The organism is Sorangium sp. So ce590, assembly GCF_051521365.1.
GTDB lineage: Bacteria > Myxococcota_A > Polyangia > Polyangiales > Polyangiaceae > Sorangium.
In genome coordinates this window covers 10,445,282-10,465,489 of sequence record NZ_CP150346.1, presented here as the reverse complement: position 1 = coordinate 10,465,489, position 20,208 = coordinate 10,445,282, and the positions used below count along the sequence as shown (strand labels likewise).

At 70.2% G+C, this 20,208-nt stretch carries 15 protein-coding genes; 6 read left to right on the top strand and 9 right to left on the bottom strand.

What is annotated here, in order from left to right; translation table 11 throughout:
• Positions 1-114 precede the first annotated feature (114 nt).
• Positions 115-2,376 carry a bifunctional salicylyl-CoA 5-hydroxylase/oxidoreductase gene (locus WMF28_RS39720; RefSeq protein ID WP_437598879.1) on the bottom strand — a complete coding sequence of 754 codons (2,262 nt, stop codon included), beginning with the start codon at positions 2,374-2,376 and terminating at the stop codon, positions 115-117.
• Positions 2,377-2,472: 96 nt separating this feature from the next.
• On the opposite strand from WMF28_RS39720, the gene WMF28_RS39715 reads away from it, so the two are divergent.
• Entirely contained in the window at positions 2,473-3,078 is a 606-nt protein-coding gene (locus tag WMF28_RS39715; RefSeq protein ID WP_437598878.1) for a class I SAM-dependent methyltransferase, read from the top strand.
• Positions 3,079-3,477: 399 nt separating this feature from the next.
• Here WMF28_RS39715 and WMF28_RS39710 read toward each other — a convergent pair whose 3' ends face one another.
• Both WMF28_RS39710 and WMF28_RS39705 read right to left on the bottom strand, forming a co-directional pair.
• Positions 3,478-3,756: a hypothetical protein gene (locus tag WMF28_RS39710; protein ID WP_437482633.1), complete on the bottom strand. Its 279-nt coding sequence runs from the start codon at positions 3,754-3,756 to the stop codon at positions 3,478-3,480.
• A gap of 541 nt (positions 3,757-4,297) precedes the next feature.
• Positions 4,298-4,831: a hypothetical protein gene (locus WMF28_RS39705; protein ID WP_437598877.1), complete on the bottom strand. Its 534-nt coding sequence runs from the start codon at positions 4,829-4,831 to the stop codon at positions 4,298-4,300.
• Positions 4,832-5,936: 1,105 nt separating this feature from the next.
• Here WMF28_RS39705 and WMF28_RS39700 point away from each other — a divergent pair.
• Positions 5,937-6,602 (top strand): hypothetical protein, encoded by a 666-nt coding sequence (locus tag WMF28_RS39700; protein WP_437598876.1) that lies wholly within the window; start codon positions 5,937-5,939, stop codon positions 6,600-6,602.
• Between the two features lie 132 nt (positions 6,603-6,734).
• On the opposite strand, the gene WMF28_RS39695 is transcribed toward WMF28_RS39700, so the two are convergent.
• From WMF28_RS39695 to WMF28_RS39680, 4 genes are all read right to left on the bottom strand, one after another.
• Positions 6,735-7,217 (bottom strand): hypothetical protein, encoded by a 483-nt coding sequence (locus tag WMF28_RS39695; protein ID WP_437598875.1) that lies wholly within the window; start codon positions 7,215-7,217, stop codon positions 6,735-6,737.
• A gap of 29 nt (positions 7,218-7,246) precedes the next feature.
• Positions 7,247-8,104, bottom strand: a complete 858-nt coding sequence (locus WMF28_RS39690) for a hypothetical protein (protein WP_437598873.1) — start codon at positions 8,102-8,104, stop codon at positions 7,247-7,249.
• Positions 8,105-8,180: 76 nt separating this feature from the next.
• Complete coding sequence (locus WMF28_RS39685; RefSeq protein WP_437598871.1) at positions 8,181-9,065, bottom strand: hypothetical protein; 885 nt, start codon at positions 9,063-9,065, stop codon at positions 8,181-8,183.
• A 557-nt stretch (positions 9,066-9,622) separates the two neighbouring features.
• Positions 9,623-9,997, bottom strand: coding sequence for a hypothetical protein (locus tag WMF28_RS39680; protein ID WP_437598869.1), 375 nt, complete (start codon positions 9,995-9,997; stop codon positions 9,623-9,625).
• A 337-nt stretch (positions 9,998-10,334) separates the two neighbouring features.
• On the opposite strand from WMF28_RS39680, the gene WMF28_RS39675 reads away from it, so the two are divergent.
• From WMF28_RS39675 to WMF28_RS39660, 4 genes are all read left to right on the top strand, one after another.
• Positions 10,335-12,326 carry a transketolase gene (locus WMF28_RS39675; protein ID WP_437598868.1) on the top strand — a complete coding sequence of 664 codons (1,992 nt, stop codon included), beginning with the start codon at positions 10,335-10,337 and terminating at the stop codon, positions 12,324-12,326.
• Positions 12,327-12,363: 37 nt separating this feature from the next.
• Positions 12,364-13,647: an ATP-binding protein gene (locus WMF28_RS39670; RefSeq protein ID WP_437598867.1), complete on the top strand. Its 1,284-nt coding sequence runs from the start codon at positions 12,364-12,366 to the stop codon at positions 13,645-13,647.
• The gene (locus tag WMF28_RS39665; protein ID WP_437598865.1) at positions 13,644-14,186 is read left to right on the top strand and encodes a response regulator transcription factor; all 543 of its coding nucleotides are present in this window, start codon (positions 13,644-13,646) and stop codon (positions 14,184-14,186) included. Before WMF28_RS39670 ends, WMF28_RS39665 begins: the two co-directional genes overlap by 4 nt.
• Positions 14,187-14,254: 68 nt before the next feature.
• Positions 14,255-16,081, top strand: a complete 1,827-nt coding sequence (locus WMF28_RS39660) for a glycoside hydrolase family 15 protein (protein ID WP_437598864.1) — start codon at positions 14,255-14,257, stop codon at positions 16,079-16,081.
• A 217-nt stretch (positions 16,082-16,298) separates the two neighbouring features.
• Here the strand turns inward: WMF28_RS39660 and WMF28_RS39655 are convergent, their stop codons facing one another.
• Together WMF28_RS39655 and WMF28_RS39650 are read right to left on the bottom strand one after the other, a co-directional pair.
• Positions 16,299-16,994, bottom strand: coding sequence for a hypothetical protein (locus tag WMF28_RS39655; RefSeq protein ID WP_437598863.1), 696 nt, complete (start codon positions 16,992-16,994; stop codon positions 16,299-16,301).
• 937 nt (positions 16,995-17,931) lie between these two features.
• Positions 17,932-19,995: a carotenoid oxygenase family protein gene (locus WMF28_RS39650; RefSeq protein ID WP_437598862.1), complete on the bottom strand. Its 2,064-nt coding sequence runs from the start codon at positions 19,993-19,995 to the stop codon at positions 17,932-17,934.
• Positions 19,996-20,208: the final 213 nt, after the last annotated feature.

Genomic DNA, 20,208 nt, shown 5'->3' with positions numbered 1-20,208 from the left:
GGAGGCTAGGTCCTCACGTAGCGTGAGGATCAAGGCCCGGCCTCGACTTTTTCTGGCGCGATCCGCCGAGCCGCGCGGCGGCGCCCCGCGCGGTGAGACCTCGCCCCGCGCAGGTCACCGCATGCGGAGCGTGTACCTCTCGACCGACCGGTACTGAGGCGGCCACTCCATGTCGAACCCCTGCTCCGCGGCGGCGTGCCGCGTCCAGTACGGGTCGTAGAGGTGCGCCCGCGCGAGCGCGCACAGGTCGGCTCTCCCGGCCGCGATGATGCTGTTCACGTCCGCGTAGCTCTGGATGTTGCCCACCGCGATCGTCGGCACCTTCGCCGAGAGCCGCACGAGCTCCGAGAGCGGCGTCTGGAACAGCCGGCCGTACTCGGGCTTTCCGGAGGGGTCCGTCTGCCCCGCCGACACATGGAGGATGTCGGCGCCGTGCTCCCGCAGCATCGTCGCGAGCGCCACGAGATCGTCCGTCGTGAGCCCGCCCGGCGCCCAGTCGGTCGCCGAGATGCGGACGCTCATCGGCTTGTCCGCCGGCCACGCCGCCCGCACCGCGTCGAACACCTCGAGCGGATAGCGCATCCGGCGCTCGATCGGCCCGCCGTAGGCGTCGTCGCGCCGGTTCGTGAGCGGCGAGATGAAGCTCGCCAGCAGATAGCCGTGCGCGCAGTGCAGCTCGATAAGGTCGAACCCGGCCTCGTCCGCCCTCCTCGCCGCCTGCACGAAGTCCGAGATCACCTGATTCATGTCCCCGCGATCCATCGCCTTCGGGACCTGGCTCTCCGGGAGGTACGGGATGGCGGAGGCGCTGAGGAGCGGCCACCCGTCGCGCTCGAGCGGCTCGTCCATGCCCTCCCACATCCGCTTTGTCGCGCCCTTGCGCCCCGCGTGGGCCAGCTGGACGCCGATCCTGGCCCGGGAGCGCGCGTGGACGAAATCGACCACGCGCCGCCACCCCTCGGCGTGGTCGGGGCGGTAGAGCCCCGCGCAGCCCGGCGTGATGCGCCCCTCGGCGCTCACGTCGGTCATCTCGGTGATCACGAGCCCCGCCCCGCCGAGCGCCCGGCTGCCCAGGTGCACGAGGTGCCAGTCGTCGATCCGCCCGTCCTCCGCCGAGTACTGGCACATCGGCGACACGACGACCCGGTTCTCCAGCACGAGCGACCGCAGCCGGAACGGCGTGAACATCGGCGGCGGCGGATCGCCGCCGCCGGCGGCGACGCGCACCCCCGACTGCGCCTCCGCCTTGCTCGCGACGTGCGCGTCCACCTCGCGCACGAACGCCGGATCGCGCGCCTTCAGCCCCTCGTGCGTCACCCGCAGGCTCCGCGTCAGCAGGCTGAACATGAGCTCCACCGGGTCGAGCGCCATGTAGCGCTCGGTGTTCTCGAACCACAGGAGGCTCACCTGCGCGGCCCGCTGGAACGCGAGCACCTTGGGCTTGCGCTCCGCCTCGTAGGCGGCGAGCGCCTCCGGCACGCCCGGGCTTCGCCCCAGGCTCTCGGCGAGCGCGATGGCGTCCTCGAGCGCGAGCTTCGTCCCCGAGCCGATCGAGAAGTGCGCCGTGTGCGCGGCGTCCCCGAGCAGCACCACGTTGCCCGCGCTCCAGCGCTCGTTGTGCACCGTGGGGAAGCTCCGCCACACGCTCCTGTTCTTGAGCAGCCGGTGCCCCCGGAGCTTGTCTTCGAAGAGCTCCTCGAAGTACGCGATCGTCTCGTCCTCGCTCGCGCGGTCGAGGCCCGCCCGCCGGAACGTCTCCTCGCGGCACTCGACGATGAACGTCGAGCGGTCCGGCTCGTAGCGGTACGCGTGCACCCGGAAGAGGCCGTGTCGGTTCTCCTCGAAATAGAAGGTGAACGCGTCGAACGGGAACGTCGTGCCGAGCCAGACGAAGCGGTTCGGGCGGACGTCGATGCGCGGCCCGAACCGGTCGGCGAAGCGCTCGCGGATCCGGCTGTTCACCCCGTCGGCGGCGACAACGAGATCGCTCCCGGCGAGGGCCTCGGCCGCGTCCGTCACCTCCTCCTCGAAGCGCAGGACGACGCCGAGCTCCCGCGCCCGGTCCTGGAGGATCGCGAGCAGCTTCCGGCGCGACAGGCCGCTGAAGCCGTGCCCCGTCGAGACGAGGACGCGCCCGCCGATGTGCGCGTGGAGCTCGTTCCAGTGGGCGAGGCTGCTCCGGATCGCGTCGTAGCTCGGGCGGTCGGCGCCTTCGAGGCCGTCGAGCGTCGCGTCCGAGAACACGACCCCGAAGCCGAAGGTGTCGTCGGGCCGGTTCCGCTCCACGACGACCACCTCGCGCCGCGGGTCGCGCTGCTTCGCGAGCAGCGCGAAGTAGAGGCCCGCCGGCCCGCCGCCCACGCACGTGATCCTCATCGCCCTGCCCCTCCGCACCCGCGCCTCTGCACGCGCCGGAGCCTACACGAGAACGCCCGGAGTGCAGCGCCGCTCCGGCGGACTATAACGGTGGACATGAGCGAACAGCGAAACTTCCCGGACTGGCAAGAGCTGTATCGAAGCACCCCGGCAGAGAGCCTGCCCTGGTACCACGCGGGCCTGGATCCCGATCTCGGGCAGGCGCTCGAGCGCTGGCAGGTCGCCCGCGGGCGGGCGCTCGATCTCGGCACGGGCCCGGCCACGCAGGCGTTCGCGCTGGCCGAGCGCGGGTTCGACGTCACCGGCACCGACCTCTCGCACGCCGCCATCGAGCAGGCGGCGGCGCAGGCGGCGCAGCGAGGCGCCGCCGTGCGTTTCGTGCAGGACGATATCCTGGACAGCCGGCTCGACGAGCGGTTCGATGTCGTCTTCGACCGCGGCTGTTTCCATTGCCTCCCGCCGGCCCGGAGGGGCGATTACGTGCGCGCGCTGAAGCGGCTCGTCGCGCCCGGAGGGCTCTGCTTCCTCAAGTGCTTCAGCGTGCTGGAGCCGCGGGAACAGGGGCCGTACCGGTTCTCTCCCGAGGAGCTCCGCGAGATCTTCGGGGCTGATTTCGAGGTCCTCTCCAGCGTCGAGACCGTCTACCAGGGGACGCTGGACCCGCTCCCGCGCGCGCTGTTCTCCGTGCTCCGGCCGCGGTGAGCGCTGCCCCTCGGGGCATCTCTCGTCCTGGTTGCGCCCAACGATTTACCGGCTACCGGTGTGCCGCGGCGCGAAGCGCCGTCGGCACCAGTGGCCTGTTGGGCAGCCTTCAAGCTTCAGGATGCGAAAGCGTAGTATCCGTGCAAAACCGGCCTCTTGCCCAGTGTCGTGATGCCGACATGACGCAAAACTTCGGCATCCCAGATTGCCGATGACTCGAACCGAAGCTCTTGGCCAGTCGTAGGATTTTCCAGCACGATGACGAGTCGAACAGTACGCTTCAGCTTATATGCGAATTCGACCTCCGCGATATCCATGCCCCGTAGAACGCAGTACGCCATGGCACGCATGCGCGGCGCCGAGATCGCCCTCGATGGCCTCGCCGGCGATGTTCTTTCTTCAGGGAGTGATCGGCGGTTCGAGCGTACCGCCCTCATCTTCCGCTCGGCCGCGGATGTACTTGGACGCATACTGAGCAGCCAGCTCCACAGCGTGGAGCGGATCCGCGCCGGCTAGCGGGTGATCGAATGCGATCTCTGCTCCCCACGTGATCGTTACGCCGATATCCCAAGGCGCGGAATCGTCGGCATCGCGCGCCTGCTTGACATCGAACAATCGCACAGTGATATCCCGCGATACGTCGCCATTAAATCGATACTTCAGCTCGATCATGTTCATCTGCACTTTCTATCGCAGTTGCGATTACAAACACTGAGATCGTTCGTGCATTCAGCCAGGCAATTTTTGTCCCCCCTGGGGCAATCCTTGCGGCAACTTTCCCATACCTGTAAGCAGAGGTCCTTGCAGTGCTCCAAACAGTCATTCCGCGCGCCGGTCGCCCACCGACACGAGCCGCACGACTGCGCACCGGAGCTGTTTCGCACCCCAGAGGCGTCTTCGCATCGATCCTCGGCCTCGTCCAAGCTCGCGTGCTCGCCCTGATACAGTGTCGTGCAGCTACCTGACGCGCCCTGGTTATTGCAGACAGCCGAACCAGCCTTCCACGTGACCGTGCACTCCACTGTTTGCGAGCACGGATCCCCACCGAGGCCCGTGTGACTTTGCGGCTCCAGCGGCACATGCCCGAAGCCTCCAACCCCTCCTGTCGGGGTGATGATGCTGCCCCCGGCACCTTCGTTTCCCTCACCCCGGACATAGCACTCTCCCACATCGTAATTACACGCCGTGAGACCGAAGCAGAGAACAAAAAATATCCTGTTCATCTTGACTTTACCTCAAATCTCCAAATGGGTCCAGCGGTCACCATCACGACCAGACTTCCAGGAAGAGCGCGACTACTGCCGCCAGCCCAGTCCACATGGACGCTGGTGGATACGCCCAAGGGCCCGGCGAAGTACCAGTCGGACTGGGCGCGGCCGCCTGGAGCAACCCCCACCACGCGGTCACAGATCACGGCACCACATACCGGCATCGAGTAGATCGCCAGGGACGGCCCGAGGCTGACGGTGGTTGTCTTCGTGGCATACCCAAGAGTGACTGCCGTTCGGTCGTAGACCCCGACACCTGCCCCCGGAACGATGCTGAGCATGTTGTGGACTTCGAGCCGGAAGTCCCCCTCGCGGCGCCAGAGCCACGCGGCGAAGGGGCTCACGGCAATCTTGGGTTCGATCCCGACCTGGATCCCGCCCACGCTCACGCCGCCGTTGAACTCGAGCGCCTGTGCTGGCGCCGGAACCACGACGAGCGCACCGAGGTAGAGCAAGCCGATCTTGCCGAGTAAGCGCATGGACATGGTGGAAGCCCTGGCCGAGCCGCGACACGCGATGTGAGTGCGAGCACGATCTTTCTGGGCATGACGTGGGTATCAATGAGAAATTCGGCGATCAAATCACAATGCACGTGGATCGACGCGTCCCGGGCGGCGCAGGTGCGCATACGTCTACGCGGCGCGAGTGTTCGTCAACCGGATGGTTGGCGAACAGCCCTCGCGAACAAACCCGCAGCGCCGCGACGATTCAGCTTGACTGATGCGACAGTATCGCCCTTGCGCGGCGTGCGCTTCGACCTCTGCGACCCGAGCGGCGGAGAGGGGCCGCGCCGAGCTCACGCCTGTGCTCCTCGTCGTCGGCACCGCGCCCGAGCTTAGCCAGATGGACGAGGATGACGGCACCGCGCTCGTCCGACGCACACCTTGACCAGGTGGACATCGCCGCGGACGCTCCGCGCTCGACGCCGGCGCGATCCCGAGCTCGCCGACGTTCGCCTTCACCCGCGTCGCTCCTCCAAGCTCGACGAGGTGGACAACGACGGCCTCGAGCTCGCCGGTGTCCGCCTCCACGCCGCGGACGCTCCACGCTCGAGGACCCCAACACCGCGCGCCGACGCACCTCGACCTCCGCGGCGGCGCGGCGGGGGCAGAGTTTACATGAGTGAGGCGCGCGACCCGGGTGGGAGCACCGTCTTCGCCGCCCGAACGACGGCTGCGCGCACATCTTCACTCCACGTTTGCGAGTCAGGATGATTGAGGATGTACTCTCCCCGATCGAGCTCTACGGTAAACCTGTCAGGCGCAAGGTGCGCCGCGTCGGCCATGGCCTGGATGACACGTTCGTTCGTTCGGCTGGTCATCCCGGCCGTGTAGCACCGACGCGACGACAGAGCATGCTTGGCAGTGAAGGCTAACCTCCCCTGAGGGGATGTTTTCGCCCCCCGCTGGGAGGTTCTTGCCCGCGTCGGGGGACTTGAGGCTCCCCGCTGGGAGGTCAATGCCCGCGGCACGGGCCTCAAGTCCCCGGCGGCCGGGCGGAGCGCCTCCCTGACTTCCTGGACGGCTTCCGTTCGGGAAGAATACCATCGTCCACCCCGAGCAGCACAGCATCGGGTCGAGGGAGGCGGAGATGGCAACCATCAAGAAGGCGACGGCAGCGGGGAAGAAGAACGGCGCGGCGGCGGCGGCGAAGAAAGCCGGCGCGGCGCGGGCGGCGACCGCAGCGGGGAAGAAGAACGGCGCGGCGACGGCGGCGAAGAAAGCCGGCGCGGCGCGGGCGGCGACCGCAGCGGGGAAGAAGAACGGCGCGGCGCGGGCGACGAAGAAGGCGAAGGTGATCAGCGCGGGCGAGCTCGCCGCGCTCGTAGGCGTCGCGTACAAGCCGACGCTCAAGACGTCCGAGGTGCAGCGGCTCCGCCGCGCGCTCCCCGGCTACATCAACCTGCTCGATGACGTCGCCGAGCTCGTGGAAGAGGACGCCGACGTGCTCCGGGTGAAGGACGTCGGCCCGGACGACCTCCTGCGCGTGCAGGCGGCGCACAAGGAGCTCTCCGCGCGCGAGGCCGTGCTGGAGGCGGTCTACATGTCCGCTTACCACCAGCGGCTCGTCCTCGACCACGAGGGGATCGGGATGCTCCAGAAGATCGCGCGGCGCATCAGCGCGCTCGCCGAGGATCACCCGGAGATGCCGCTCCGCTACAAGTCGCTGCTCGACTTCCTGTCGACCTTCCGCGGCGGCGGCCGGCCCGCGAAGGGCGCCGCGCCGAGCGAGGCGGCGCCGGCCGAGGAAGGCTGAGGCGGCGAAGCGCCGGGGCGTCCGCGGCCGCGGGCTCGCCCGCGCCGCGCTCGCCGCGGCGCCCCTGCCTCCGGTTCAGGAGAGCGCGCGTGCCCCGCCGCGGGCGCACGGCGTGCCCGAGCCGGCGGTGACCTACTCGTTCTCGCACTCCTTGACGTGAAACAAGGCGGAGACGAGCAACGCGGGATGGCCGTCGAGGGCCCGCTGGAGCTCGCAGTCGGCCGCCGAGAACTCCACGTCGTGCGGATCGCTGCCGACCGTCGCCACGACGTCGCAAAACCCGGCATAGCGCTGTTTTTTCAGCTCTGCGATGACGTTCGGAGCGAGCTCTCCATCATCTCTCTCCTTGCTGACGAGCAGTGCGACCATCTTGAGAGGCGGATCGCCATTGCGCGCGCGCTCCAGGGTCATCGACAACCCGCCGTATTTCACATTGCACGCAGTGGACCACTGCTCTCCCGTTTTCGCGAACCGCTGCCCATCATCGCCGGTGTCTAGAGCCAGGGTTTCTTCGTCGAGAAGGACGGACGCTTTCCCTGCGATGTCCGGATAGTTCTCGCATGCCACCGCAGGAAGCGATAGCATGAGCAGGAGCGTGCGCCGGATACTCAACATGCATGTCCTCCTAGGCCGCATGGACTGCCCTAGGTTTCGGGCAAGGAGCATACGACGTGAGGCTCGCGTCGCTCCAGGGTGCCGATGACGGCCGGAACGCTGGGGGAGCAGGCGCCTGGCTCCGCCTCCACGAGCGAGGCGCGCACGGCGCTGAGCGGCACGGACGAGCGGATGTCCGCGCAGGGCATCTCCCCCAGGCTGGCGGAGAGCGCCGCACCCACGCGGTCATTGCACGCGCTGTCCCCGTACAAGATGAGCTCGGCGACGCACGTGCCTCCCGCCGGCGGACCGCACTCACACGGAGCGCAGGCGCGGTCGTCGATCAGCTCCTCGAAGAACTCGTGTCGGGTATATCCATCCCAGCACGTGCCGTCGCTGGCGGCCTGCATGCAGGCGATGAACCCCGGCGGCTCGTGGTCGGTGTCGCCGGCGCACACCCGGACGAACCTCGCAGCGACCGGCGGCGGCTCGGGCGTCTCCGAGGGCGTGCACGGCGAGAGCGCCGGCGGGTCGTAGAGAACCGACGCGAGCTCATCGGGCGCGACGGGCGATGGCAGCGCGGCGCACGTCCCATCCCATCCGTTGCCGGCATCGACACTCACCGAGCTCCCACCGCCGGGGCAGCTCAGGGCGTCCGCGCTCAGCTTGAAGGGCAGCTCGCACGCGGCCGGGCCGCAAGCGCACTCGTCGCATGGTTCCAGCGGCTCTTCGGGCATCCATCCCTCCCACCGGGGCGGCTGGCCGTCGGCGCAGGGTGGCGCCTCGTCCTTCGGCCCAATCCACATCCACAGCACGGGGATCGTGTAGGGTGGCGGGGTTATCAGCGGGACAAATGATTCGTTTTCACACGCGAGCAGCGTCATCGCGGAGAGAGCCAGGCAGATCATCGGTCGCATCAGTCGATCCCCCGTGCGAGCTTCACGAGGCACACCGAGGATGTGCACGCAGTGGCGTAGCCGGCGCTCACCATCGAATCCGTACCGCTGCGCCGTGGGTTCCCGCCCGGATCTGCGTGTCGTTCGGCAACCAGACGTACACGACGGTGGCCACGCCCGCCATCGCCCCCGCGACGAGCGCGCTGGTCCCGAGGACGCTCATCAGCTTCCCGGTGGCGGCCTTGTCAATGACTTCGTTGTACTCAGGCCGAAACGTCGTGTCCTCCGTCTGCCCGCTGTCAGCTCGATCCCAGGCCGCCATCGCCTCCTGCTTATACCCCTGCGCGCTCTGCAGGCACACAGCGCCCGTGACCATCAACCCAGCGGAGGCCATCGTGCCTGTGACGACCATCCGGAGATCCGGCCCTGGCCGGGCTGCCCCCTGCGGCGGTCCCTTCGGCGGCGCCGCAGGTCCTGGAGCCCGAGGCCCAGAAGCCCCCTTCGGCGCCTGCGCGCGGTCCTCCGGGGCCGGCGCCGGCTTGTCGAACGTGAGCGGCACCGGCTTCGACTCGCCCGCATCCACCTTCACGCTCGCGCGCGCGACCTGCCCATCCTCCCCGACGGCTGTCACCTCGTGCTGGCCGGGCGCCACGTAGACGCGGCGGCCGTCCTTCACCCCGCGGCCGTTCACGAGCATGCCCACGACGCCGGGCGGCGGCACGAGGACCACCTCGCCCACCCGCCGCCGGGCACGGGCGAGGTCGGCGTGACGCTGCTCGTACAGGCTCCGCTGCTGCTTCGTGCGCGGGGCCGGCATCTGGTCGACGCACTGCGACAGCTCCACGGTGGCGTCCGCCCAGCGGCCCATCCGCGCGTCGAGCTGCCCCAGGGTGCACATCGCGACGTTCGACCGCTCGATCTCGTAGACCTCGGCCCACAGCTCCCGGGCCCGCGCGATATCGAGGCGAGCCACTGCCGCGTCGGCCTCACGGATGAGCTCTTTGACGGGCCGGGAGCGTTCGCGAGGCCGCTCGGGAGGGTCCGCCGCGTGCGCGTAAGCGGTCGCGAACAGCCCAAGGAACAGCGCCACCCACGACAAAACATAAGTTGCAGATCGAGGACCGCGCATACGCCACCCTGGTCATGCGAGCACACCCGACACACGCGGAATCGTGCCACGGCGCCGTAACGGTTCCTGTCTATACATCATCCGGGCGTGCTTGGATAGCGCTCACCGAACGCCCGCGACCCAGACAGTCGCCGGGTTGCATTGTGCCATCGCGACCAAAATTCTCACACAATCCAGAGGGTCGGAGACAACGTGTTCCGGCGGCGTCACCGCTGGCCCCAGGCCGGCGAGCAAAAGCCCGAATACCGCTTCTTTCATCGCGCTCAGCGTACACTCTCTCTCACGCGGGGACGAGACGGAAGACATGGCGGCTCTTGCGGACGGAGCGCGTGGTTGTCGAGCCACCCATCCCGCGCTTCATGAGACACACCGGCGATGGCCCGCGGCTGCGTCGCCGGCGCTCACCATCGCACGCGAACCCCCACGCCATGCGTTCCCAGCCCGAACTGTGTGTCGTTCGGCAACCACACGTAGAGAAGGGTGCCCACGCCCGCCGTCGCGCCCACGAGTAGCGCGCCGGTCCCGAGAACCCTCATCAGCTTTCCGTTGGCAGCATGTTCAGTTCGATCGCTGAAGTCGGGCGGAGGCGTTGCGCCGTCCGTCGCCAGCTGACCTTCACGATGCCCAGCAGCCATGGCCTTTTGCTCATACCCCTGCGCGCTCTGAACGAGCAACGCGACAGCGCGAACGATTCTTCTGATGATGGGATTCGATGCCAGACGGAATTCAGGTCGGAACTTCCCGATGACGTGGGTCGGACCGCCCAGCGCGTGCACGGTTGCGCACCAGCCTGCGCGGGGCGCGTGCTTGTCAACCCCCTGGCTCCGGCTGCCTGCCCACGCCCGCGTGGTGGCGCGCCCGCGCGCGCTGTTCTCCGTGCTCCGGCCGCGGTGAGCAGGCTCGTGCCCGCCAGCCAGATGCACGCTTCGTACGCGGTGGCACCCTGGTTGCATCAACCCTGCTTGCATCAAAACGGCGAGGTCAGGTGCAGCCATGGCGCAAGAGGTCCCCAAGCCGCCCGAGAAGAGACGGCCAAAGCACGTACGCAGCCCCCTGAAAGATGCTATGCCGAGCCGTCCCAGGGGGGCGCCTGCGCAGGATGATCGAGAGCAGATGCCGAGGGCCGAGAAGGGCCGCTCGCCCGCGCCGCCCGGCGAGAGGTCGACCCACGTGCCCCACGACGCGCCTCCGCGTGAGCACGGATCGCGCGGTGGAGACGACCGGACCGGGGAGCGACGCCGGAGGAGCACCGAGCAGGCGCACGATCCTCGTGAGCTCGCTCAGCAGCTTCGCGTCGATAGCCTCCGCGCCTCGACGAGGGCCGGCTCCGGTCACCCGACCTCCAGCCTGTCGGCGGCCGATCTCATGGCGGTGCTCCTCTGCGACTACCTCCGCTGGGACCTGGGCCATCCGGAGAACCCGAACAACGATCACGTGATCTTTTCGAAGGGTCATGCCTCCCCTCTGCTCTACGCGATGTTCAAGGCGGCGGGCGTCATCTCGGACGCGGAGCTCCTGTCGTTCCGGCGCTTCCGGAGCCGGCTGGAAGGGCACCCGGTGCCGACGCTCCCCTGGGTCGATGTGGCGACCGGCTCCCTGGGTCAGGGGCTCCCCTTCGGCGTCGGGATCGCGCTCTCCGGGAAGTATCTCGAGAAGATCCCCTACCGTGTCTGGGTGTTGCTCGGCGACAGCGAGATGTCCGAGGGATCCATCTGGGAGGCCTTCGACCACGCGCGCCACTATCAGCTCGGCAACATCATTGCCATCCTCGACATGAACCGTCTGGGGCAACGCGGACAGACCCCCCTCGGCTGGAACTCCGCGGCCTATGCGGAGCGTGCCCGCGCGTTCGGCTGGCGTGCCCTGGAGATCGACGGCCACGATCCATCCGCCATCTCCGCCGCCTATGCCGAGGCCCTCCGCGCGCCGGATGTCCCCGCGCTGATCGTCGCGCGCACGATGAAGGGAAGAGGCGTGTCCCTCGTCGAGGACAAGGACGGCTGGCACGGGAAGGCGCTCGACGAGGCGCAGTGCGCGAAGGCGATCGAAGAGCTTGGAGGTGTGCGCGACATCGTGATCGAGCCCGAGGCGCCGGCGCCGGGTCAGCCTGCTCCGCGGCCCACCACCGAGCCTCTGAGGCTCCCCACTTACGAGCGCTCCACGGACGTCGCGACGCGGAGAGCCTACGGCGACGCGCTCAAGGCGCTCGGCGCTGCGCGCGCGGACATCGTCGCCCTGGACGGCGAGGTCAACAACTCGACCTTCGCCCAGGAGTTCGCGAAGGCTCACCCCGACCGCTACTTCGAGATGTTCATCAGCGAACAGCAGATGGTGGCCGCCGCCGTCGGGATGAGCGTCCGGCGCTGGTCGCCCTTCGCGTCGACGTTCGCCGCCTTCCTCTCGCGCGCCTACGATTTCGTCCGGATGGCCGCTGTGTCGAGGGCCGATATCCGCCTCTGCGGCTCGCACGCGGGCGTATCCATCGGCGAGGACGGCCCGTCGCAGATGGGGCTCGAGGATCTGGCCATGATGCGCGCCGTCCACGGGAGCACCGTGCTCTATCCGTGCTGCGCCAATCAGACCGCGCGGCTCGTCGCCGCCATGGCCGACCAGGAGGGCATCGTCTACCTCCGAACGACGCGCGAGAAGACGCCTGTCCTGTACGGTTCGACCGAACCGTTTCCCATCGGGGGGAGCAAGGTGCTGCGCGAGGCGCCCCACGATCACGTGACGATCATCGCGGCCGGCATCACCGTCCACGAAGCGTTGAAGGCCCACGCAGCGCTCGAGGCGAGCGGGCTCTCCGCTCGAGTCGTCGACGCCTACTGCGTCAAGCCGATCGACGCCGCCGGCATCCGCGCGGCGGTGCGGGCGACGGCTGGAAACGCCATCGTCGTGGAGGATCACTGGGCCGAGGGCGGCCTGGGCGACGCCGTGCTCGAGAGCCTGGCTGGCGAGGAGCCTGTCGCCGCGCGCGTCGTGCACCTCGCCGTGAGGGAGATGCCCGGCTCGGGCAGCCCAGCCGAGCTCCTGCATGCGGCGGAGATCGATGCCTCCTCCATCGCTGGCGCAGCGAGGCGCCTTTGCGCGCTCTCGCCGTCTTGAGCGCGGTCCTCCCGGCTTTCGCGCTATAGTCTCGGCCGTGACGCACGACGCTTCCCTGGATCGGGCGCCGGCGGGCGGGATCGTCCTCCGGTGGCTCGTCGGATTGCGCTGGGCGGTGTTCGCGCTGCTCGCGGCGACCCTGATCGTCGACGAGGCGCTGTTCGGCTACCACGTCCGGTACGGCATCGCCGTGCCCATCCTCGTGCTGGCCGGCGGGCTCAACCTCGCCCTCGCCCGGCGGGTGCGGTCCGAGAAGGGCGCGCAGAGCGCGCTCGTCGCCGGCGTCGTGGCCCTCGACCTCGTCGCGATCGCGGGGGTCCTCGCCGCGTCGGGCGGCGCGGGCAACCCGTTCAGCGCCCTCTTCTTCGTGCACGTCGCGCTCGCCGCGGCGCTCCTGCCGGCGCGGACGACCTTCGCGCTCGCGGCGCTCGCGGCGTGCCTGTTCGCGGCGCTCTTCGCGCTCCCCACCGGCGCGTGCTGCCCGAGCCACCCGGAGCACGGCGCCTTCTCGGCCCACCTCTACGGGATGCTCCTCGCCTTCGTCCTGAGCTCGTCGCTCGTCGCCTACGTGCTCCTCAAGGTCCGCCGCGCGCTCGACGAGAGCGCGGCCGAGAACGCGGCGCTCCGCCGGCGCGCGGAGGAGGCCTCGCGCTTCCAGGCCCTCGGCGCGCTCGCCGCCGGCACCGCGCACGAGCTCGGCACCCCGCTCGGGACGATCGCGGTGCTCGCCGGGGAGAGCCTCCACGACCCGGAGGCGACCGACGCCGCGAAGCGTCGCGCCCGGACGATCGCGGAGCAGGTCGAGCGCTGCCGCGTCGTGATCGCGCGCATGCGGGCGGACGTCCGGGCGGACGAGCTGCGCGCCGGGGTCGAGGTCGGCGCGGCGGCCCTGCGCGGCGTCGAGGCGTGGCGGGCGGCGCACCCCGGCGTCGCCGTCGAGGTGCGCGGCGACCTCGCGCCGCGGCGCACGGTGCCGCTCGACGCGGCCGACATCGAGGCGGCGCTGTTCGCCCTGCTCGACAACGCGCTCGCGGCGCTCGGGCCGGCCTCCGCGGCCGCGGGGCCGATCGTTGTCACCGTCGGGGACGAGGGCGGCGCGCCGGTGATCAGCGTCGAGGACGGGGGGGCGGGCGTCCCGGCGGGCCTGGAGGGGCGGCTCGGCGAGCCGTTCGTGACGACCAAGGCGCCCGGCGAGGGGATGGGCCTCGGGCTCTACCTCGTGCGGACGCTCATCGAGCAGGTCGGCGGGCGCCTCACGGTGTCGGCGAGGCAGCCGGCCGGCACGCGCGTCGCCCTGCGCCTCGCGCCGGTGGACCCGTGAGCACGGAGCCCGCCGGCGAGCCGACGCTGCTCATCGTCGACGACGACGCGACCTTCCGGTCGGCGCTCGGGCAGGCGCTCGTCAAGCACGGGTTCGCGGTGTTCCTCGCCGGCAGCGCGGAGGAGGCCGCGGCGATGGCGCGCGAGCACGTGTTCGAGTACGCGCTCGTCGACGTCCGGATGCCCGGGCAGAGCGGGATCGACCTCGTGGGGACGCTGCGGAGCCTGGATGACGGCATCCGCATCGTTGTGTTCACGGGGTACGGCACGATCGCGAACGCGGTGGCGGCGATCCGGGCGGGCGCCGTGGATTACCTGACCAAGCCGGTGGACGCGGCCCGGTGCGCGCGCTCGCTGCTCGGCTTCGCCCCGACGGCGAACGGCGACGAGGACCTGCCGTCGCTCGAGCGCGTGGAGTGGGAGTACCTCCAGCGTGTGCTCGCCGACAGCGAGGGGAACATCTCGGAGGCGGCGCGCAAGCTCAGGATGCACCGGCGCTCGCTCCAGCGGAAGCTCTCGCGGCTGCCGCCGCGGTCGTGACGGCAGAAACCGCGGATGATCGCGGCGGGGGCTGTTCCTCTCGGCCGGGCCGGCGCTATGAACAGGCGATGCCCTACAAGCCCATCGAGTCCTACGGCATCATCGGCGACCTGCACTCTGTTGCGCTGGTCGGGATGGATGGCTCCATCGACTGGTGCTGTCTGCCCCACTTCGACTCGCCGAGCGTGTTCGCGGCCATCCTGGACGACAAGCAGGGCGGCAGCTTCGCGCTCGCGGCGGCGCACACCACGTCGCGCAAGCAGATGTACATGCCCGACACAAACGTGCTCCTCACGCGCTTCCTCGACGTGGACGGGGTCGGCGAGGTCTGCGATTTCATGCCGATCCACCGGGACACGTACGGCGACTACCGCCGCGGGATGCACCAGATCGTCCGCGTCGCGCGGGCCGTCCGCGGCGCGGTGCGCTTCCGGCTCTCCTGCCGCCCTGCGATGGACTTCGCCCGCCGCCCCCACCGCCTCCTCCTCGACGATCCGCGCGGCGCCGTCTTCGACTCGGATGGCCTCGACCTCGCGCTGATCAGCCCGGTTCCCCTGACGAGCGACGGCGCCGGCGGGGTGACCGCCGACTTCGTGCTGCAGCCCGGCGAGTCGGCCACGTTCTCGCTGCGCCAGGTCGAGGACTGGACGGCGAGCGACGGCCTCCTCTCCAGGCCGATCGACGGCGAGGACGCCCTCCGGCGCACGGTCGACTTCTGGCGGAAGTGGCTCGGCAAGTCGCGCTACAAGGGGCGCTGGCGCGAGATGGTCGACCGGTCGGCCCTCGTCCTCAAGCTGCTCACGTTCGAGCCGACAGGCGCGATCGTCGCCGCGGCGACCACCAGCCTGCCCGAGGAGATCGGCGGGGCCCGCAACTGGGACTACCGCTACGTCTGGGTGCGCGACGCCGCGTTCACCCTCTACGCCTTTCTCCGGCTCGGCTACACCGAGGAGGCCGCGCGCTTCATGGAGTTTCTGAGCGCCCGCGTCTCCGAGGAGGACGGCCCCACCGGGCCGCTCCAGCTCATGTACAGCATCGAGGGGCGCCACGAGCTGCCCGAGCTCGCGCTGACCCACCTCGACGGCTACCGCGGGTCGCGGCCGGTCCGGGTCGGCAACGGGGCGACAGCGCAGCTCCAGCTCGACATCTACGGCGAGCTCATCGACTCGGTGTACCTGTTCGACAAGTACGGGTCGCCCATCTCCTACGACTTCTGGCGTGAGCTCCAGCGCATGGCGACCTGGGTGTGTCAGAACTGGGAGCAGACGGACGAGAGCATCTGGGAGGTGCGCGGGGGCAAGCGGCAGTTCGTCTACTCGAAGCTCCAGTGCTGGGTCGCCCTCGACCGGACCCTGCGGCTCGCCGACAAGCGCTCGCTGCCGCTCGATCGCCCGCGCATCGCGCGCACGCGCGACGCCATCTACGAGGCGATCATGACGCACGGCTGGGACGCGGAGCGGAGGACGTTCGTGCAGTCCTTCGGCTCGAAGGCGCTCGACGCGAGCAACCTGCTCATGTCGCTCATGCGCTTCATCTCTCCCACCGATCCGCGCATCCTCGGCACGATCGACCGCACGCTCGGGGAGCTCGCGAGCGACACGCTCGTTCACCGCTACGAGCTCGGCAAGGGCGCCGGCGACGGCCTGAGCGGCAAGGAGGGCACGTTCAGCATCTGCACCTTCTGGCTCGTCGAGGCGCTGGCGCGCTCCGGCCGCCTCCACGAGGCGCGCTTCATCTTCGAGAAGATGCTCACATACGCCAACCACCTCGGGTTGTACTCCGAGGAGATCGGGCCGAGCGGAGAGCTCCTCGGCAACTTCCCGCAGGCGTTCACCCACCTCGGGCTGATCAGCGCGGCGTTCTACCTGGATCGCGCGCTCGGTCAGGGCGGCTGAAGGGGTCGGGGTCTCGCGCGCTCCCCACCGGCGAGCGGTGGGGCGGCTCCTGCGCGAGCGGTGGAGGGGAGAGAGCAGCTACCGGCAGCCTGGGATATCCAACCCCAGGCTGCCGGCGCCCGGGAGCAACAGCGATTGAGGAGGGCCGGAGCGGCGCCGCGGGATCCAGAGAGGCGGAGCCTCCGGCGCCGGCCGGCGCGGTGCGGTCAGAGCGAGATCAGATGCCGAACCCGCCGAACCCGCCGAACCCGCCGAACCCGCCGCAGCAGCCGCCGAACCCGCCGAACCCGAAGCTCGGGATGAAGCTGGTGATCGACGTCGTGACCGCCGTCAGCCCGCAGCCGCAGCCGCCGAAGCCGCCGAAGCCGCCGAAGCCGCCGAAGCAGCGCTCGCCGTCACGCTGCCCGGTCTCCTGCCCCACCATGCCGCCCGTCTGCCCGACGCCCAGCTGTCCGATCTGCGCCTGCGCGCCGGGGCCCAGCTGGCCGATCTGCGCCTGCGAGAGGTCCTGCAACTGGCCCACCGCGCCCTGGCTGATCTGCGCCGGGCCTTGCGTGGCATAGCCGCCCTTGCCCGGGAGGCCCTTGCTCGGCAGGCCACCCTTCGTCGGGAAGTGACCCTTGCCGGGCAGGAGCTCGCCCTTGCCGAGCAGCTCGCCCTTGCCGGGCATCGGGACACCCTTCGAGGGCAGACCCTTGCTCGGGGGCAGACCGAGCTTGCTGGGCCCCATCTGGCCGACCTGCGCCTGCGACTGCGACGCGTACCCGCCGCGCTCGGCCTCTTCCAGCGCCTCGCTCGTGGCGTCGACGCTATCCTCATCCAGGTCGAAGTCCTCATCCGCGCCGACCGCGCACCCGGCCCCGAGCGTCAGCACCATCGCGAGACCCATCATCTTGCCGTGAATCGAGATCATTGGTCCTCCCCGGTGTCCCTGATGAGCCTTGCGGCCCCCGAACACCTTGGCTCACCTCAGAGCAGGCTGTGTGCCTCGCGCCTCTGTGCAGAGGCTGCCGCTCCGAAATCGCATGAATTCGCGGATGGCGTTCGCGAATTAGGCGCTCCTCGGATCTGCGCTCCCTTTGTATTTCTCCACGATTCGATCTCGATGGGCCCGGTCGAGGCGCGCCGCGCGCGCGCCGCGGCAGCCGCGCGGCGCCGCTTTCGCGATGGAGGAGGGGATCGATGCCCCTCGTCGCAGGCCTTTGCGCGGGAAGAGAGCCGCGCGCCGAGGCCCTCGCGCGCGGCGCACCGCGATTGGCGCGCCGTGACGCGGTCGCGCGCAGCGGCCGCGGCGAGCGCACGTGTTCTCAAAATAGATGGAACCTCCCGCCGGACCCAGAGAAACCACGGGCTCCGCGCAGCGCCGACGCAATCGATCGCGCCGTCCGAGGGAGACGTGCGCGCTGCGCCCTGCCTGCTCAGCGCCGGGCGTTCCGACACGTTTGTGCATCCGTTTACCCGTGAAAGCGGAGACCTCGACTCCGGTCGGAAACGTCCGCCGTCGTCACCCTCGTTCCCTCCGCGACATCATCGCACCGGCGTCGCGGCGCCGTCGGTTCGCGTCGTTGCGCGCTTCCGTTCGCGCGCCAGCGCTTCCGGCCCGGTCGCGTGTCCGCGGCAGCCCGCGCGGGGCGCAGCGCGGACGTAACCTCCCGGGCGGCAGGCGGTGAACGGCGTCAACGCGTCAGGGCGTGAAGCGCTGTTTGCCGCCCGGCGCTCGAGACGCCCGTCGCGCGCGCCAGGCGGTCGAGCTACGGCGAACTACGGCGAATCAGCGCGCTCGGCGCTGGCCGATCGGCGGTGGTGGAGCGTCGGCTCGAGCTGTCTCGACAAGGGTTTGCAAGGGCGGCTCAGGCGAACCGCGGATAGACCGCCTCCTCGAACAGCGCCTTCACCTGGTCGAGCGGGGCCTCGGCCACGAAATCCTCGTAGTCCTCGCGCACTGGCACCTTGTATCCAGCTCTCCACGGCGGGGCCGCGTTGAGCCACGCCGTGTGGAGCGTGAGCCCTGGCCGGAAGGCCGGGTGCCCCAGCTTGCAGAGCGGCCCTCGCGCCAGGTTCGTCGCGTCGAAGATCCAGACCTCCGCGCGCTGCGGCGTCGTGACGAGCGCGACCACGTACCCGTCCGTATCTGCCCCGCTGCCGCCGCGCCGCGGCACGAACTGCAGCGAGCTGAGCCAGCACCCCACGGCGCGCTGCGGGAACTCGTAGCGATCCTCGATCCGCATCGCGCGGTGGTTGAACCGGAACAGGCTGTCGGGGTGCCCGCCCTCCGCGCGCATCCGCCGGAGCGCCGCCATCGGCAGCGACCTGTGCGGGTGCGCCGCGTAGAGCCGGTCGATGAACTCGGTCGAGAGCTCGTCCCAGATGCCGCAGCCGCGCCAGTAGACGTTCTCGATGCGATCGGGCGGCATCCACGACGGGCCCGCCTCCCGGTACGCGTAGAGGCCGAGGCCGAGCGCCCGCGCAGGATCGGCGAACACCGCCTGATCCACGACGCGCTCGGCCGCCGCGTCCAGGGTGTACCGGCCGATGCGGTTCACGTCCGCCTGCCCGGTCGGGGACAGCCCGCGGAGCCGCGGCGGCGCCGGCGTCCTGTCGGCCGCGTGCCGGTCGTAGGGCCGGAGCCACTCGGCGTGGTCGGTCGCGCAGTTGTGCGCCGCGTGCACGGTGATGCGGTCGCCCGCGTCCTCGTAGTCGACGAGGAAATGGAGCGTCTCCAGCGGGACGACGACCTTCTTCACGACGACGGATCCGCCGCCCGGCCGGAGCGCGTCCCGCCGGACCAGGTAGAACGTCGTGCTCGGCTCGTGGGGCATCGTGAGCAGCGACCGGAGGAGGCGATCGACCCCGGGGCTCTCCCCGGGGCTCTGGCAGGCCACGCTCTCCAGCCCGATCCGGAAGGCCGTGTCCGCCAGCACGACCCAGCGCCGCGTCAGTCCGAGCTGGTGCACGCTCTGCTCGATGCGCACCGGCGCGCCGCCCGGCAGGAGGAGCGCGTGCCGCTCCGGCTCGTTGTGGCCGTCCCAGCGCAGGAGGTGCACGAAGTCGCCCGCCGCCTCGTCGAGCGGGACCCCGCCGAAGCGCGCCGCCTGCCGCGCGAGGAGGTCGCCCGGGCCGGGCGGCGCGCTCGGGCGGAAGCGCGCGGGCAGGAGCTCGAGCGCGCGCTTCGCGAAGAGCTCGAGCCGATCCGCGCTCGGCCGGAGCAGCTGCTGCTCGACCATCGACGCGGCCGCCGACGCGAGTCGATCCCAGGAGCGCGGCAGCGCGGCGAGCTCGTCGAGCCGCGGCAGCGACGCGGCGAACAGGTGGAGGAGCGAGCGGCCATAGTTGACGGTGAGGAGCTCACCCCGCTCCGCGTCGAAGCACGGGTGCGCGGTCGCCAGCGTCATCGGAAAGGGGTGATCGACGGGCGCCGCCGGGTACCACGTGCTGTTGCGCCCGACCGGCGTGACGAGCTCGAGCGTCGCAGGGTCGATCTCGTAGGGCCTCCCCGTGTCGCCCGTGACGAGGAGGCGTGCGGGCGCGCGGGGCGCGTGCATCGGCACGAACGCGTGATTGAGGTGGTTCCGCTGGCCGAGGTGGGGCGAGAAGCGGAGCAGCCCCGCGTCGCGGAAGCCGAGCGCCTCGAAGCGCGTGCCGGGGCGCGAGGCGGCGTCCGCGTGGTGGCAGGGGGATCGCGCGAGCCTCGAGGTCAGCCGGACCGCGCTGCCGCCGCCGAAGTCGAGCCGATAGATCATCCCATTGCCATTGAGGATCGGCGCGCCGTCCGCCCTGGGCAGTCCGCCGTCCACCGAGCCGACAGGACCGATCGCGAACACATGGCCCGTGAGGTCCCTGGGCACGCCGCCCGAGATCGATGATTCCAGGACCGTGAGCTCGACCCGCGTGAGCTCTTTGGTGCTCGCTGCCATCAATGCATCGGGGACACGCTGGCGCATGACGACCTCGGTCACACAAAGCTACGCCAATCCGCGGCCGGTGGGGGCGCCGCGCTGCGCTGCGCGTCCTCGAATGCGTGCTCCTCGCGCCGGGTCCCGCCTGGGACGGACGCGCGCGTGCGCTGGAGTCCGTCCAGGCGCTGCGTGGGCCTCTGCATTGCGCCGCGCATCTGCGAAGAGGCCCTG

Coding starts and splice junctions, on each gene's coding strand:
- WMF28_RS39655 (WP_437598863.1), bottom strand. CDS start 16,994: ATGATCTCGATTCACGGCAAGATGATGGGTCTCGCGATGGTGCTGACG.
- WMF28_RS39705 (WP_437598877.1), bottom strand. CDS start 4,831: ATGTCCATGCGCTTACTCGGCAAGATCGGCTTGCTCTACCTCGGTGCG.
- WMF28_RS39715 (WP_437598878.1), top strand. CDS start 2,473: ATGAGCGAACAGCGAAACTTCCCGGACTGGCAAGAGCTGTATCGAAGC.
- WMF28_RS39720 (WP_437598879.1), bottom strand. CDS start 2,376: ATGAGGATCACGTGCGTGGGCGGCGGGCCGGCGGGCCTCTACTTCGCG.
- WMF28_RS39710 (WP_437482633.1), bottom strand. CDS start 3,756: ATGAACATGATCGAGCTGAAGTATCGATTTAATGGCGACGTATCGCGG.
- WMF28_RS39690 (WP_437598873.1), bottom strand. CDS start 8,104: ATGATCTGCCTGGCTCTCTCCGCGATGACGCTGCTCGCGTGTGAAAAC.
- WMF28_RS39650 (WP_437598862.1), bottom strand. CDS start 19,995: ATGGCAGCGAGCACCAAAGAGCTCACGCGGGTCGAGCTCACGGTCCTG.
- WMF28_RS39660 (WP_437598864.1), top strand. CDS start 14,255: ATGCCCTACAAGCCCATCGAGTCCTACGGCATCATCGGCGACCTGCAC.
- WMF28_RS39700 (WP_437598876.1), top strand. CDS start 5,937: ATGGCAACCATCAAGAAGGCGACGGCAGCGGGGAAGAAGAACGGCGCG.
- WMF28_RS39675 (WP_437598868.1), top strand. CDS start 10,335: ATGCCGAGGGCCGAGAAGGGCCGCTCGCCCGCGCCGCCCGGCGAGAGG.
- WMF28_RS39695 (WP_437598875.1), bottom strand. CDS start 7,217: ATGTTGAGTATCCGGCGCACGCTCCTGCTCATGCTATCGCTTCCTGCG.